Source organism: Rhizobium sp. R339, assembly GCF_002211395.1.
In the GTDB taxonomy this organism is placed as follows: domain Bacteria; phylum Pseudomonadota; class Alphaproteobacteria; order Rhizobiales; family Rhizobiaceae; genus Rhizobium.
Genome location: NZ_LOKV01000005.1, coordinates 182176 through 197502, shown reverse-complemented (window position 1 = coordinate 197502; position 15327 = coordinate 182176). Strand labels below are relative to the sequence as shown.

Here is a 15327-nt window from a genome sequence, read left to right as displayed (position 1 = left end):
TATCGAAGTCCCAGCCACCGGTGACCTGGTAGCTGAATGCGCCGGCAGTGCCGCCAACGCCGAAGGCAACGCCAACGTTGTTGGAGGTTTCGCCAGTCTTGTAAACGCCGTCTTCCAGTTCGTCGACGCTGAGGCCGGCATAGAAGTCGCCGCTTTCGTACTGATAGCGGATGGAGTTGTGCAGCGTTTCGACAGAACCGATGTCGTCGGTTTCACCCGAGAGACCATCGTCCCACCAGCTGTAGAACAGACCGGCGCGGAAGCCCGCGACGTCGAGGTAAGCGGAGTCGAGGTGAGCTTCCTGGTCGGAGGCATTGTCAGCATTGAACTGCATGACGATGACGCCGGTCAGCGGACCATATTCGGTGTCGCTCTTGGCCGTGAACTGAACCTGGCCGCGGGTGACTGCATCCCAATCGGAATCGTTAGGACGATCAACCGAATTGCCCGGACGGTCGCCAACGTTAACCTGGAAACGGATGTAGCCTTCGATCTTGAGGCAGGTTTCGGTGCCCGGGATGTAGAAGTAGCCGGTGCCGTAAGCGTCGCAGACGCGAACATATTCAACCGGTTCCGGCTCAGCAGCGACGATAGCGTCAGCAGCCTGAGCGCCGGATACCACTGCGAGAGCAGCAGCGGAGCCGAGAAGAAGGCTCTTGATGTTCATAAATGACCTCCAATTCAAAGTTTCAATCGGGTTTGGGATCTTTCGCTGAGCAGCGTTCCCTGCCCCATCCCCGCGTTTCAAGAAGTGGACGGTCAGCCGCCCTTGCTTCCGAGGGTGAAAATACAAGACGGGGGCCGTCACGCAATCACCAACTTACTCGAACAGGGAGTTTGAAAGAGCCTTCCCGCAATCCTGTTGCTGAAAGGACACAAGTCGGGCAACCGGCGCCGATTTCCTTTATGCTTTGTTAAGAAAATCCTGATTTTGCGGCTGCTTAGCCGGGATCCCCAAAGCATTGGACACGCCCTCGGCGACACATTCACAACACTTTTCTGACGGGATTCAATCCTTGGAAGGATGATGACGTCGCCTGAAGCGTAACCGAACGGTCACGGAAGCCGCTTCCGTCATCCAGCTGGGCATGAGTCGCAACGGGTGATTCCCGCAGGCGATTCTCTCGTTCGGAAGAGGAAACATTTCCCGCCGGCCGGGCAGTAGATATAGCCGGCTATGCGAAACGGCGTCGCTGCCAGAAACCAAGGACCTAATTATGCTGGGAAATTGGATGGCGGAGAAGATGGGATTCGAACCCACGATACGCTTTTGACGTATACTCCCTTAGCAGGGGAGCGCCTTCGACCACTCGGCCACCTCTCCGGTGGGAGCCTGATAGAGCCATTCGGCAGGTGAAGCAAGCGCTTTTTCTCCCTTATACATGTAGGCAAGGAAGAGATGGCGCGCGTCTTGCTACGATCCTGCCGAAGCCTCAGCCCAGCAGGCTCTTCAGATCGGCAGAGGGATCCGCGAGAATCGATTTGTCGGGGTTGACGCCGGATTCCAGCAGCTTCTTGCCCGTCACATAGGCCTTCGCGTCGTTGATCGCATCGACGGCGATCAACGAGCCCTCCTTGAAATACCAGATCGAATGGGCGCCTTCCCGGGCGCCGGGACGCTGCAGCGTCTCGTCATAACCGAGATTGAAGCCGGCGATCTGCAGCTTGACGTCATATTGGTCGGACCAGAACCACGGCTTCGGCTCGTAAGGTTCGCTGCCGCCGGCAATGACGGCTGCCGCGGCTTCGGCCTGGTCGACCGCGTTCTGCACGGATTCGAGCCTGATACGGCCGTCCTGCCAGGGCAACGCAGCACAATCGCCGGCCGCAAAGATCGACGGGTCGGAAGTGCGGGCAAATTCATCGACGACAATGCCGTTGGCGACGTCGAGACCGGCTTCCTTGGCGAGCTGGTCATTCGGCACGACGCCGATGCCGACGACGACGAAATCGACATCGATGGTCGATCCGTCGGAAAGGGCCGCGCCAGCGACACGGCCGTCCTTGCCGACCAGGTGCTTGAGCCCGGTCTTCTCGCGAATCACCACGTCATGACCCTGATGGATCCCGCGCATGATGTCGGCGGTCTCTTTCGCCGCAACGCGCTGCAGGATACGGTCAGCCATTTCGATGACGGTGACCTCCAGGCCGCGGTGGCGCGCGACGGCGGCCGCCTCGAGGCCGATATAACCACCGCCGATGATGAGGACACGGCGACCGGGACGCATCTCGTCGGCGAGCAGATCGGCATCGCGCTTGTCGCGAGCCACATAGACGCCTTCGAGGTCGCCACCAATCGCAGCCGGCAGCCGGCGTGGGGTCGAGCCGGTGGCGAGCACCAGCGTGTCGTAATCGAGAACGGAACCGTCCTGCAGCAGGACCTGCTTGGTGTCCCGATTGATCTGTTCGGCCCAGGTTGAAAGGCGAAGATCCACGTCATTGTCCGGATACCAATGCTCCGGGCGGAAGAGCAGTCGGTCGAAACTCATTTCGCCGAGCAGGTATTTCTTCGAAAGCGGCGGGCGCTGATAGGGAGCGACGTCCTCGGCGCCGATGAGCGTGATCGGACGCGTATCCTTCAGCGCACGCAGCTTGGCCGCCAATGCGAAACCGGCTTGTCCAGCGCCGATGATCACCACTCTATCCGTCACGATCTCACTCCTGAAACGAGGCCCGACACTCACGCCAAGGCCTATCCCCTGCCCTATACGCCGTCAACGGAAAGCGGCCTCTTACATTCAGCCGATCTCGATCCAGCGACGCTCATGGAAAGACTGTGCCATGGCATGCACCGACTTCTCTATCCTGAGACCGTCTTCAAATGTCACGATCGACGACGGCTCACCTGAAATTGCCCGGATCAGCTCGCGGCATTCGATGATCTTCAGATCGTTGAAACCGAGACCATGGCCAGGCGCCGGGATGAAGCGATCATAAGGCCGATGGGCGGGCGCCGCCAGTATCTTGCGGAAACCCTGTTCGGAGCCGCGCCCCTCGGCCTGATAGAGTTCGAATTCGTTCATGCGCTCCTGATCGTAGACGATCGAGCCTTTCGAACCGAAAATCTGCAGGGCGATGCGGCCCTTGCGGCCCCAGGCGGCGCGATTCGCCATCAATACGGCGGAAATGCCGCCACCGATCCGCATCAGAACGCTGGCGCCGTCATGATTTTCGACGGCGCGGCGGCCGCTCTCGTTTAGCGGTCTGTCGGCGTAGGGTTTCACCATATCGGTTATGACGGCCTCGACGTGGCCGAAAAGATACCAGAGCAGCGACAACGGGTGCACGGCGAAATCGTCGAGTGCGCCGTAGCCGGAGGAAAGCTCGCTCTTCCAATAGAAAAGCGCATCGGGATCGGCCATGAAATCCTCGTCCATCTCGACGCGGATATGCGTGACCGTGCCGATGGCGCCCTCACCGATGAGTGTCTTGATGTGCCGCATGACGGGATTCTGGATGTAATTATAGCCGAGCACGGCGACCTTGCCGGATCTCTTCGCCGTTTCCAGCATGCGCTCGGCATCGGCATAGGCCGGCGCCATCGGCTTTTCGCACCAGACGTGCTTGCCCGCCTCAAGCGCCGCGATCGCCATCTCGGCATGGAACTGATTGGGCGTGGTGACGGAAACGACGTCGACCTCCGGATCGGCGATCAGCACCCGCCAATCAGCCGTCGCCTTCTCGAAGCCGAACTCGCCGGCGCGCGCTTCGGCCAGTGCGGCATTGGCTTCGGCAAGATGAACGAGGCGCGGACGCTCGACATCGCCGAACACCGTCTTCACAGCATTCCACGCCAGCGCATGGCATTTGCCCATATAGCCTGTGCCGATCAAACCGATGCCGAGTGGCTTCATTTTCCGTCTCCTCCAGAGCTGCGGGGCGATTTTTGGAATATTTGGATCATTTTGACAAGAGACGACTCGCGGTACATTTCGCGCCATCTCGGGATTTCTGTCTCAAAAGCCTTGATTTACAGGCGATTAAAAACAATTAGGCGCACCGTTTGAAATCGTCTATGCTCGGCAATATGGAATATTTGTTTCATATCGTGAGCCGCAAGCATGGATAACGGTCCCCAGGGTCGCACGCGCGTGCCGCGCGATTTCGAAAGTCTGCGCAGCACCATCATCGAGCGCAAGGCGAGTATGCCGAAGCGGCTTGCGCAGGTGGCCGCCTTCGCGCTCAGCAATCCCGATGAGATCGCCTTCGGAACGACGGCAAGCATCGCCGCCGCCTCCGACGTCCAGCCCTCGACTCTCGTTCGGCTGGCCCACCATCTGGGCTATGAAGGCTTTTCCGATCTGCAGAGCATCTTCCGCGAAAGGCTGCGCGACCGGACGCTGAGTTATGAAGAGCGGCTCGTCACGCTGGAGCAGGCGAGCGGCGACGATGAGGACGCCAATCTGCTCTCGGGTTTCATTGCCGCGGCAAATCAATCGGTCAACCGGCTGGCGGCGACGGTGCAGACGGACACTTTCACAAAAGCCGTGGACATCCTTGCCGCCGCCGAGACGATCTATCTGATCGCCAAGCGGCGTTCCTACCCGCTGACGGCGCATATGACCTACGCTTTTTCCAAGCTCAACATCCGTCACCAGATCGTCGCATCGCCGAACGGCGTCGATCCTGAGATGGTGCAGTTCGCAACAGCGAAGGATGCGGCGATCGCGGCGAGCTTTTCGCCCTATGCGGCCGACAGTCTCAACCAGAGCCAGGAACTTGCCGACCGCGGCGTCCCGGTCATCGCGATCACCGATTCGGCTTTTTCGCCGCTTGCCGCCTGCGCCACGCATTGGTTCGAAGTGGCTGAGGCCGATTTCGCCGGCTTCCGCTCGCTTTCAGCTTCGATGGCGCTCACCATGGCGCTGCCGGTCGCCATCGCCGAGCGGCGGCGCAAGCGCCAGCACTCAAAACCTGCAAAAGCGAAAATGGAATAAACATTCTGAATTGACAAGATCGCGGAACCAATGTTTCATTATTGAAAATTCGCAGGCACAGGAAGCCGCGCAAAATCTAGCGGGAGGACATCATGGTACAATCGAATCCGGACCAACAGCCGGAGCCGGCGCTTGATGTAATCACGATCGGCCGTTCCTCGGTCGATCTTTATGGTCAACAGATCGGTTCGCGGCTGGAGGATATTGCCTCCTTCGCCAAATCCGTCGGCGGCTGCCCGTCCAATATCGCCATCGGCACCGCGCGACTCGGCCTCAAGTCAGGCCTCATCACCCGCGTCGGCGACGAACAGATGGGACGATTCATCCGTGAGCAGGCGGCGCGCGAAGGTGTCGCGACCGACGGCATCGTCACCGACAAGGAGCGGCTGACGGCGCTGGTGCTGCTTGCGGTCGAGGCCGAGGGCGTCTCGCCGATGATCTTCTACCGCTCCGACTGCGCCGACATGGCCTTGGATGAAGGCGATATCGACGAAAATTTCATCAAATCGTCGCGCGCGGTCCTGGTGTCCGGCACGCATTTCTCGCGGCCGAATACCGAGGCGGCTCAGCGCAAGGCGATCCGCATCGCCAAGGAGAACGGCCGCAAGGTAATCTTCGACATCGATTACCGGCCGAACCTCTGGGGGCTCGCCGGCCATGCCGCAGGTTTCGAGCGCTATGTGAAATCCGATCGCGTTTCTTCCAAAATGAAAGAGACGCTGCCGGATTGCGACCTCATCGTCGGCACCGAAGAAGAAATCCTGATCGCCTCCGGCGCCGACGACGTGCTCGGCGCGCTAAAGGAAATTCGTCGCCTCACGCCGGCGACGATCGTTCTGAAGCGCGGCGCCATGGGCTGCATCGTCTATGACGGACCGATCGCCGATGACCTCGAAGCCGGCATTGTCGGCCAGGGTTTCCCAATCGAAGTGTTCAACGTGCTCGGCGCCGGCGATGCCTTCATGTCCGGCTTCCTGCGCGGCTTCCTGCGTGACGAGCCGCTGAAGACCTGCGCCACCTGGGCCAATGCCTGCGGCGCCTTCGCCGTCTCCCGCCTGCTCTGCTCGCCGGAATATCCGACCTGGGCGGAACTCGATTTCTTCCTCAAGACGGGCAGCAAACATCGGGCGCTGCGCAAGGACGAGGCGATCAACCATATCCACTGGGCATCGACCCGGCGCGGCGAAATCCCGCTGTTGATGGCGCTGGCGATCGACCACCGTTCGCAGCTCGTCAGCGTCGCCGACGAACTCGGTGTCGGCCACGAGAAGATCGTCGCCTTCAAGCGGCTGGCGGTCGAGGCGGCTTCGCGGGTTTCCAACGGCCGCGACGGCTACGGCATGCTGATCGACGAACGTTTCGGCCGCGATGCCTTCTTCGATGCAGCGGCCAAGAGCTTCTCCTGGATCGGCCGGCCGGTGGAACTGCCGGGCTCGAAGCCGCTGCGCTTCGAATTCAGCCAGGATATCGGCTCCCAGCTTGTCGAATGGCCGCTCGGCCATTGCATCAAGTGCCTGTGCTTCTATCATCCCGACGATCCGGCGGAATTGAAGACGGAACAGCAGGAGAAGCTGCGCACGCTTTTCGAAGCTGCGCGCAAAGTGGGGCGCGAGCTGCTGGTGGAGATCATCGCCGGCAAGAACGGACCGCTCACCGACGATACGGTCGCGACCGCGCTGGAAGAGCTCTATGCGCTCGGCATCAAGCCGGATTGGTGGAAGCTGGAGCCGCAGGCTTCGCGCGAAGCCTGGAAAAAGATCGATGCGGTGATCGCCAAGAATGATCCATGGTGCCGAGGGATCGTGCTCCTTGGGCTCGAAGCGCCCGCCGACGAGCTGATTTCCTGCTTCGAGGCGACGCTGGCCGCTCCTTCCGTCAAGGGCTTCGCCGTCGGCCGGACGATCTTTGCCGATGCGGCGCGCGCCTGGCTTTCCGGCGCCATGAATGACGAGGAAGCGACCGCCGACATGGCTGGCCGCTTCCAGCAACTGACAGAGGCGTGGCTGAAAACCCGCGGGCAGTATTAAGAACAAGCCCCTCCCCAACCCCTCCCCACAAGGGGGAGGGACTTAACTTGAGGCACCGCCCCACGCCGGGACCGAACATCTTCTGGATGAAAGGTTGCGGCGGTAATGCAGATAGCCGAGGAGGTTAGCCCCTCCCCCTTGTGGGGAGGGGTTGGGGAGGGGAAAACGTAAAGAGAACGAATTGCGGGAGACCCCGATGGGCAAGACGATACGGTTGACGATGGCTCAAGCCGTCGCGCATTTCCTCAAAAAGCAGATGACTGTTGTCGACGGCAAGAAGGTGCCGATCTTCGGCGGCGTCTGGGCGATCTTCGGCCACGGCAACGTCGCCGGCATCGGCGAGGCGCTCTATCAGGTGCGCGGCGAGTTGACGACGTATCGCGCCCATAACGAACAGGGCATGGCGCATGCCGCGATTGCCTATGCCAAGGCGAATTTCCGCACGCGCTTCATGGCCTGCACGACCTCGATCGGCCCCGGCGCCTTGAACATGGTGACGGCCGCCGGTGTCGCGCATGTCAACCGCATTCCCGTTCTCTTCCTGCCCGGCGACGTCTTCGCCAACCGCGCGCCCGATCCGGTGCTGCAGCAGATCGAGGATTTCGGCGACGGCACGGTTTCGGCCAATGACGCCTTCCGTTCGGTCTCGCGCTATTTCGACCGAATCACCCGGCCGGAGCAGATCATCACGGCGCTGAAGCGCGCCATGCAGGTGCTGACCGATCCGCTCGATTGCGGCCCGGTGACATTGTCGCTCTGCCAGGACGTTCAGGCCGAAGCCTTCGATTATCCGGAGAGCCTGTTCGAGGAAAAGGTCTGGACCACCCGCCGGCCGCAGCCGGATGCAGACGAGTTGGCCAATGCCATCGCGCTGATCAAGGCATCGCAGAAGCCTGTGATCGTCGCCGGCGGCGGCGTGCTTTATTCGCAGGCAACGAAGGAGCTGACGGCCTTTGCCGAAGCCCACGCCATTCCCGTCGTCGTCACCCAGGCCGGCAAGTCGTCCATCAACGAGACCCACCCGCTGGCGCTCGGTTCGGTCGGCGTCACCGGCACTTCGGCTGCGAATGCAATTGCGGAAGATACGGATCTGGTCATCGCCGTCGGCACCCGCTGCCAGGATTTCACCACCGGCTCCTGGGCGCTGTTCAAGAATGATGGCCTCAAGATGATCGGCCTCAACATCGCCGCCTATGACGCGGTGAAGCACGACAGCCACCCAGTTGTGGCAGACGCCCGCGAGGGGCTGAAGGCGCTTTCGGCGGGGCTTTCCGGCTGGAAGGCGTCGGCAGCGCAGGCCGAGAAGGCCGCTGCCGAAAAGAAGATCTGGATGGATGCGGCTGCCAAGGCCATGGCGACGACCAATGCCGCCCTGCCCTCCGATGCGCAGGTGATCGGCGCGGTGGCGCGCACGATCGGCGGCGAGAACACGACGGTGCTTTGCGCCGCCGGCGGCCTGCCTGGCGAATTGCACAAGCTCTGGCCGGCGACGGCGCCCGGCAGCTATCACATGGAATACGGCTTCTCCTGCATGGGTTACGAGATCGCCGGCGGGCTCGGCGCCAAGATGGCGCGTCCCGAGCGGGAGGTCGTCGTCATGGTCGGCGACGGTTCCTACATGATGATGAATTCCGAGATCGCGACCTCGGTCATGCTCGGCATCAAGATCAATATCGTCGTGCTCGACAATCGCGGCTATGGCTGCATCAACCGTCTGCAGATGGGCACCGGCGGCGCCAACTTCAACAATCTGCTCAAGGACTCTTATCACGAAGTGATGCCGGAGATCGATTTCCGCGCGCATGCCGAAAGCATGGGCGCCATCGCCGTCAAGGTCGGCTCCATCGCCGAACTCGAGCAGGCAATCGCCAATTCGAATAAGAACGACCGCACTTCGGTCTTCGTCATCGACACCGATCCTTTGATCACCACCGAGGCCGGCGGCCACTGGTGGGATGTCGCGGTGCCGGAAGTCAGCCCGCGCGAGGAAGTCAACAAGGCGCGCAAGGGCTATGTCGAAGCCCGCGCTTCCCAGCGCATCGGCTGAATAGTTACCGCCATTTTTCCGGAGGAGCGCACCCGCTCCTCAGCAATGTCTTTAAGGAGAATATTGATGAAGGCCAAACTCGGCATGTCGCCCATCGCATGGTGGAACGACGACCTTCCCGAACTCAGCGACGATGTGTCCCTCGAAGAATGCCTGCGGCAATCGCGCGGCGCCGGTTTCACCGGTATGGAGCAGGGCCGCCGTTTCCCCAGCAATCCCGAGGAGATGCTGCCCATCCTGCGCGCCGCCGACGTGACGCTGTGCGGCGGCTGGTTCTCCGGCACACTCGTCAACGAGGAGCTTGCGGCCAACAAGGACCGCATCGTCCCGATGATCGAGCTGTTCAAGGCGGTCAATGCGCCCTGCATCGTTTACGGCGAAGTTGGCCGTTCGATCCAGGGCGACCGGTCCAAGCCGCTCGCGACCAAGCCGCGCCTCGCCGACGACGAAATGAAGGCCTATGCGCGGCGCGTCACGGAGTTCGGCGAATGGTGCGCCGAGCAGGGCATGCCGCTCTCCTACCATCACCACATGGCAGCCGTCGTCGAAACCGAGCCGGAACTCGATGCTTTCATGCGTAATTCGGGCGAAGGCATTCCGCTGCTGCTCGATGCCGGGCACCTGGCCTTTGCCGGCGGCGATGTCTTGCGCGCCATCGACAATCACCACGCCCGCATCAACCACGTTCACGTCAAGGACATCCGCAAATCCGTTGTGGATGGTCTCGACCGCAGCCGCCAGTCTTTCCTGGATGCAGTGGCGCTTGGCGCCTTCACGGTGCCGGGCGACGGCTCGCTCGATTTCGGCGCCATCGTCCAGCGCTTCGCCGACCACGGCTATGAGGGCTGGTTCGTCGTCGAAGCCGAACAGGATCCGCGCAAGGCGCCGCCGCAGAAGATGGCCGAGATCGGCCATGCGGAACTGATGCGCGTCATGACGGCGGCGGGCTATACCGTGGAAACCGAAGGTTTCCCGAAGGGATAACGAAAATAAAACCCTCCCCAACCCCTCCCCACAAGGGGAGGGACCTAACTTGAGGCACCGCTCTGCTCCAGACAGCGCCACCTTGCAAAAGGAACGTCGCAACATGAGCGAGACAGCGCCGCAGATTAAGCCCCTCCCCCTTGTGGGGAGGGGTTTGGGGCGGGGATTTTGTAACGTATGAGGAGAAACACCAATGCCAAACCTCAAGGTGAAACCGTCCGGCACACATGGCCGCGTCACGCATGTCACTCCTGAGAATGCCGGCTGGACCTATGTCGGCTTCGATCTGCATCGGGTGAAGCCGGGCGAAACGGTTTCGGGAGAGACCGGCGATCGGGAAGTCTGCCTCGTCTGGGTCACGGGCAAGGGCAAGGCATCCGCCGGCACCAAGGATTTCGGCACGCTCGGCGGCCGCATGAGCCCCTTCGACGGCGCTCCGCATGCGCTCTATATCCCGCTGGAATCGACGTGGTCAGTGACGGCCGAGACCGATCTGGAGCTGGCAGTCTGCTCGGCGCCCGGCGGCGGCACCTATGAGGCCAAGGCGATTCCGCCCGGCACGCATCCTCAGGTGACGCGCGGCAAGGGCACGAATGTCCGCTACGTCAACAATATCATGCCTGAGGACGACAGCTCGGCGCATTCGCTGCTCGTCGTCGAAGTGATCACGCCCGGCGGTCACACCTCCTCCTATCCGCCGCACAAGCACGACCGGGACGACCTGCCGAACGAGAGCTTCCTCGAAGAGACTTATTACCATCGCCTCAATCCGCCGCAGGGCTTCGGTTTCCAGCGCGTCTATACCGACGATCGCTCGCTCGATGAAGCCATGGCGATCGAAGACGGCGACGTGACGCTGGTGCCGAAGGGCTATCATCCTTGCGCGGCAACGCACGGCTACGACCTTTATTATCTCAATGTCATGGCCGGGCCGAAGCGGATCTGGAAGTTCCACAATGCCGCCGAGCACGAATGGCTGCTGAAGGCGTGAAGGCCGCGTCGAATCGCTAAATAATCTGACAGCGCAGAGCCGCCGCTGATGGTTCATTGCCTCCATTCAAACCAGGATGGAGGCTTACCATGCACAGCTCGATTCCTAATACCGGCCCACACGAGCCGAAGCCGCGACATTGGCAGTGGCGGCCGTCAAAGAATAGGCGACAAAGCCGCCGGTGAACTGCTCTCGAAAATCGACGCGCGACTTCGAAGTCGTTCACCGGCGGCTTGTTTGCCCGCAGCGGCGGAAAGCATCAAAGAAACACGAGCAGTCTAGAGATCAAGCACCAGGTGCGGCAGTCCGTTCGAGGTTTTCCTCGGCGAGACGCCATCGGCATCGATCTGCGCGGACACACGCTGACGGAAGGCAGAAAAGCTCTCGAAGGTGACGACATCCACGGGCTCGTCGAAATGGATAGTGATCTTGTGGAGATCGCCGCCCGGTAAGGCCGAAAGCGCCAAAATCTCACCGGTGAAGGGCTGATTGAGATAGCGCCCGCGAATATGCGCGCCGACGAAGAGCTGCGTCTTCGGACTGGCATTGGGCTTTGCGGCAAGGGCTGCCAGCGTATTCCAGTCACGCGCGCCGTGCTGGCGGGCAATCAGTTCCAGAGCCGCACTATGAGTCAGCGCGGTGCCGCGATCGTTCATCGCCTGGCGCAGGCGCTTGGCCTGGGTTTTCAGTTCTTCAATGTCAGGATAGGTGGTCGTCATGGAGTGAGCCTTTGGAGGCATGCTCTTCGACTGTGGATGGGTGCTCGCATTGCCGCCAGTCAGCATGCACAAGGGCCGTGACCATGATCGCGAGGGCTTCACCATGGATTTTCATCCGCGAGCGGCCGGCGCCTCCAACCGGCCTTTCTATGCGCGAAGGCCGCCAGCATGTCAAGAATGACGCATGCACGCGCATGGAATGAGCAAATTTGGGGCAAATCTGGCCAAAATCGGTGCGTTTTTTCCGCAATCTGCTGAAAAGTCTGCAATCTTAGTGATATTATTCACCAGCCGTCAGTATTCTCCTGCTAATTTTATCAGACGACAAGCGGAGGCTAAAAGGGCCTTTCAGATGCACCTCGACACAGAACATCCCAAGCCGGAACGCGCTTACCGGGAATTCAATCTCGACAGGCCCGGCAACATCATCTTCGTCGGCCATCACCTCAGCACCGGAACGCAGGTCCGCTGCCTGATCCGCACGATCACACTCGCCGGCGCGCTGCTCGAAGTGAGCCCAAACCTGGAGATGCCGAGCCATTTCTTCCTCGAAATCCTCGGCATCCACGACGAGATCGGCGCGACCGTGGTCAAGCGCGAAGGCGAATTCGTGACGGTCAGCTTCAACATGCTGCTCAATCCGGAATTCCTGCACCACGTATTGCGGCTGAGCTTCGAAACCTGAAGCTCTTTTCGATCCGCGGTTCATCGCGGCACGGCGCCTTCGTTTCGGCGTACGGCCTTGCGGCCAGGCGCGCGAGAAGAGGGACGAGCCAGAGAAATCCCCGCCATTCCGGCGCCTCAAGCGGATCGGCGAAGGGATCGCGCCGCACCCGGCGATTATGGATCTGCAATTCATTGGAAAGAACAACCCAGTTGAGAAGCATTGCTTCGTCCTCCATCTATTTGCTGGAGCACTTGAGCTAAGGCTTCGCACCCTTGCGATGTAGAGGCGCTGGGGAAAGGGGGTTTTCATCCATGAAAGACGCAAGCTGGGACGATCTCCAACTCTTCTTCCATGTTGCGACCAGCGGCGGGCTTTCGGCCGCCGCGGCGCGCACCGGTCTCAGCGCACCGACGATCGGCCGGCGCATGCTGGCGCTCGAACGGGTGACGGGCCGCTCGCTGTTCACCCGCGGCCCTACCGGCTATCTGCTGGCGAAGGACGGACAGGAGCTGCTCGATCGCGTCCGGCTGATGCAGGATGCGGCACGCGCCATCTCCGACTGGCGCGGCGAGGTATTGACGCTACCGATCGTATCGACGGTCGTGGACAGCTGGACCTCGCGCTTCATCGCCGACCATCTGGCCAGCGTCTGGACGCCGAAGGACAATTTCCGCATGTGTTACAAGACCTGTGACGCGGGCGCGGATTTCACCTATCGCGAAGCGCATATCGCCATCCGCCACGGCCGGCCGGAGAGTGGCAACGTCGCGATCCGCCGTTCGGTCAGGGTGGCGCATGCGGTTTATCAGGCGGCCTCTTATGACGAGGCCAACTGCAACTGGATCTCGCTCGGCACCGATATCGCCATTACGCCGGCGGACAAGTGGACTTTCGAACAGCCGGATTATTGGATCACCAGCTGGACGAACACGCCGCATATGCTCTTTTACCTCATCCGCGGAGGCGCCGGCCGCGGCGTGCTGCCCTGTTTCATCGGCGATCAGGAGCGCAAGCTCATGCGCGCCGGACCTGTCATCGATGAACTGACCTATGAGATGTGGATCGTCGCGCATGACGACGAGCGGCAACGGCCGGAGGTCAGAACCGTCATCGACCGCCTGGCGACGCTGTTTGCCGATCACGAAGACCTGTTTGCCGGAAAGACGCCATTGACGTGACATGGGAATATGAAAAACGCGGGCCGTTCAGCCCGCGTTCCTGATTCACCCTATCGACGGCCTCAGGCGGCGAGATGCCGCTCGATCTCGTCGACCGGCATGTTGGTATAGTCCTTCGTCAGTTCCGCCGAAATCGCCGCCTGCGTATCGGCCTTGAGCGCGGGCCGCAGCACACCGAGCGCCCTCGGCGGCGCGATGAGGATGATGCGGTGGGCATCCTTTTCATGCACTAGTTCGTCCAGCCTCTCCGCCACGTGCTTAAGAAACTGCGCTTCGGCTTGATCCTGCCAATGGGTTTCCTCGACGGCGCTACCGCCGAGACCGTGGGCGGCGTGGCTGCGGCCGGGCTTGTCGGTGCCGATCTCGCGATCCGGCTCGCTCGGCTGCTTCAGGGTTTCCAGCACCTTCAGGTTCATCTGCTTGTTATCGCCGGCGTTCTGCATGATCAGAGCCTTGGCTCCGTTGCAGACTACCACCCATGATTCCCGAGGGACTCTGACGTCGGTCATTTTTTGATTCCTCACTGTCGTCGTTCGAAGCGCGCGCGCCGCGTCATCGATCAGGGCAGAACGCCCGGCCGTTGAAAGGGTTCGAAAAATCGCGCCGAAATCGATCGGGCGGCGATCCGGCCGCTCATTGCTGCGTAGAAGGAGATGTTCGGGAGATCGATAATGAAGACAACGCTTCTTGCTTATGCCGGCGTCTTGTTCACGCTCCTCGTCTGCGACGGGATATGGCTTGGCCTCGTCGCTCGCAATTTCTATCGCGATCAGCTGGGAGAGTTGATGCTGCCCTCGCCCAATCTGGCGGTCGCAGCGCTGTTCTACCTGTTCTTCGCCGCCGCGGTGGTGATCCTGGCCGTACTGCCGGCGCTGTCGGCAGGGTCGGTTACAGCAGCCCTTCTCTACGGTGCCATTCTGGGACTGGCGGCCTATGGCACCTACGACATCACCAACCTTGCCACGCTTCGCAACTGGCCGCTGACGCTCAGTCTGGTGGATATGGCCTGGGGTACGGTTCTGACGGCGCTGACTTCCGCCGCCGGATATTTCGCCGTCAGGATCATCGGCTGAAGCGAGCAGCGGAGATGAAAGCCCCGTCCCGATAACGCACATCGGGCGTCCCGCTAAAGCACAAAGTTCGAACTCGTTAAAATTGTCATTTTATCTTTGACGAATGCGCAAAACATTCGTGTGACCTTGGCTGAGATCGAGATGACGCTTGATCGGATCAAGACCAACTTGCTTGGATTCAAGGCCCCGCTTGAAATCAAGAACCCCATGCGTCCTGACTGACGGAGAATGTGAATGACTATGCTCCGCGCTACACACCTGGCCACGGTCAAATCCGCCGTTTACGACCTGCGCTGGGAAGAGTTCCACGTCAAGCGCCCGGCCCGGATCGTCGCCGTCCGGCCGTGCCTGACCGGCGTCTCCATGCGAAGCGCCGAGATCATCGACATCTCGCAGGGCGGCGCGACGCTGATCGTCTCGACCGCCGTCGGCCTGCCGAAACACTATTATCTCAACATCCTCGGCCTTGCCTATCGCATCGGCTGCGCCGAAGTCTATCGGCACAAGGAACGTATCGGCGTGCGGTTCATCAACATCATGGACCCCGAAGTTCTGCGCCGAGTCGTCCGTGCGGATTTCCTCATCGGCAACATGGAGGCGCTCGAAGCCAAGCGCGCGCCGATCTTCCGCGCCTCAACGCCGGCAACCCTCGAGCTGCAGAAATAATCTTGCTTGCCTTGGCCGCACCCGGGCCTATTGTTGCG

Annotated in this window: 15 protein-coding genes and 1 tRNA gene; 9 read left to right on the top strand and 7 right to left on the bottom strand. The window is 61.0% G+C overall.

Annotated elements, in window-relative coordinates:
- The 4 genes from ATY76_RS09795 to ATY76_RS09780 form a co-directional block, all read right to left on the bottom strand.
- Window positions 1-667, bottom strand: a 667-nt coding sequence (locus tag ATY76_RS09795; protein ID WP_141104997.1) for a porin, incomplete at its 3' end; no start/stop codon positions are given.
- 566 nt (window positions 668-1233) lie between these two features.
- Window positions 1234-1324 (bottom strand) — tRNA-Ser (locus tag ATY76_RS09790).
- Window positions 1325-1433: 109 nt separating this feature from the next.
- Complete coding sequence (locus ATY76_RS09785; protein ID WP_088674560.1) at window positions 1434-2651, bottom strand: FAD-dependent oxidoreductase; 1218 nt, start codon at window positions 2649-2651, stop codon at window positions 1434-1436.
- Between the two features lie 87 nt (window positions 2652-2738).
- Window positions 2739-3854 (bottom strand): Gfo/Idh/MocA family oxidoreductase, encoded by a 1116-nt coding sequence (locus tag ATY76_RS09780; RefSeq protein ID WP_088674559.1) that lies wholly within the window; start codon window positions 3852-3854, stop codon window positions 2739-2741.
- Window positions 3855-4061: 207 nt separating this feature from the next.
- Here ATY76_RS09780 and ATY76_RS09775 point away from each other — a divergent pair, with 207 nt between their 5' ends.
- The 5 genes from ATY76_RS09775 (at window position 4062) to iolB (ending at window position 10986) form a co-directional block, all read left to right on the top strand.
- Window positions 4062-4937 (top strand): MurR/RpiR family transcriptional regulator, encoded by an 876-nt coding sequence (locus ATY76_RS09775; protein ID WP_088674558.1) that lies wholly within the window; start codon window positions 4062-4064, stop codon window positions 4935-4937.
- A 92-nt stretch (window positions 4938-5029) separates the two neighbouring features.
- Window positions 5030-6964 (top strand): 5-dehydro-2-deoxygluconokinase, encoded by a 1935-nt coding sequence (iolC, locus tag ATY76_RS09770; RefSeq protein ID WP_088674557.1) that lies wholly within the window; start codon window positions 5030-5032, stop codon window positions 6962-6964.
- Window positions 6965-7160: 196 nt separating this feature from the next.
- Window positions 7161-9011: a 3D-(3,5/4)-trihydroxycyclohexane-1,2-dione acylhydrolase (decyclizing) gene (iolD, locus tag ATY76_RS09765; protein WP_088674556.1), complete on the top strand. Its 1851-nt coding sequence runs from the start codon at window positions 7161-7163 to the stop codon at window positions 9009-9011.
- Window positions 9012-9077: 66 nt separating this feature from the next.
- Window positions 9078-9995: a myo-inosose-2 dehydratase gene (iolE, locus tag ATY76_RS09760; protein ID WP_088674555.1), complete on the top strand. Its 918-nt coding sequence runs from the start codon at window positions 9078-9080 to the stop codon at window positions 9993-9995.
- 193 nt (window positions 9996-10188) lie between these two features.
- Window positions 10189-10986, top strand: coding sequence for a 5-deoxy-glucuronate isomerase (iolB, locus tag ATY76_RS09755; RefSeq protein WP_088674554.1), 798 nt, complete (start codon window positions 10189-10191; stop codon window positions 10984-10986).
- 278 nt (window positions 10987-11264) lie between these two features.
- On the opposite strand, the gene ATY76_RS09750 is transcribed toward iolB, so the two are convergent.
- Window positions 11265-11705, bottom strand: coding sequence for a glyoxalase superfamily protein (locus ATY76_RS09750; protein WP_088674553.1), 441 nt, complete (start codon window positions 11703-11705; stop codon window positions 11265-11267).
- A gap of 352 nt (window positions 11706-12057) precedes the next feature.
- Between ATY76_RS09750 and ATY76_RS09745 the strand changes: the two genes are divergently transcribed.
- Entirely contained in the window at window positions 12058-12390 is a 333-nt protein-coding gene (locus tag ATY76_RS09745; RefSeq protein WP_088674552.1) for a hypothetical protein, read from the top strand.
- Here the strand turns inward: ATY76_RS09745 and ATY76_RS34095 are convergent.
- Window positions 12341-12592, bottom strand: coding sequence for a hypothetical protein (locus ATY76_RS34095; RefSeq protein WP_088674551.1), 252 nt, complete (start codon window positions 12590-12592; stop codon window positions 12341-12343). The genes ATY76_RS09745 and ATY76_RS34095 overlap by 50 nt on opposite strands.
- 91 nt (window positions 12593-12683) lie before the next feature.
- Here ATY76_RS34095 and ATY76_RS09735 point away from each other — a divergent pair, with 91 nt between their 5' ends.
- On the top strand, window positions 12684-13550 hold the full coding sequence (locus ATY76_RS09735; protein ID WP_088674550.1) for a LysR family transcriptional regulator: 867 nt from the start codon (window positions 12684-12686) through the stop codon (window positions 13548-13550).
- Between the two features lie 62 nt (window positions 13551-13612).
- Here the strand turns inward: ATY76_RS09735 and ATY76_RS09730 are convergent, their stop codons facing one another.
- Window positions 13613-14059 carry a host attachment family protein gene (locus ATY76_RS09730; RefSeq protein WP_088674549.1) on the bottom strand — a complete coding sequence of 149 codons (447 nt, stop codon included), beginning with the start codon at window positions 14057-14059 and terminating at the stop codon, window positions 13613-13615.
- A gap of 162 nt (window positions 14060-14221) precedes the next feature.
- Between ATY76_RS09730 and ATY76_RS09725 the strand changes: the two genes are divergently transcribed.
- Entirely contained in the window at window positions 14222-14623 is a 402-nt protein-coding gene (locus tag ATY76_RS09725) for a DUF2177 family protein (RefSeq protein WP_088674548.1), read from the top strand.
- Window positions 14624-14857: 234 nt separating this feature from the next.
- The gene (locus ATY76_RS09720) at window positions 14858-15289 is read left to right on the top strand and encodes a pilus assembly protein PilZ (protein ID WP_088674547.1); all 432 of its coding nucleotides are present in this window, start codon (window positions 14858-14860) and stop codon (window positions 15287-15289) included.
- Window positions 15290-15327: the final 38 nt, after the last annotated feature.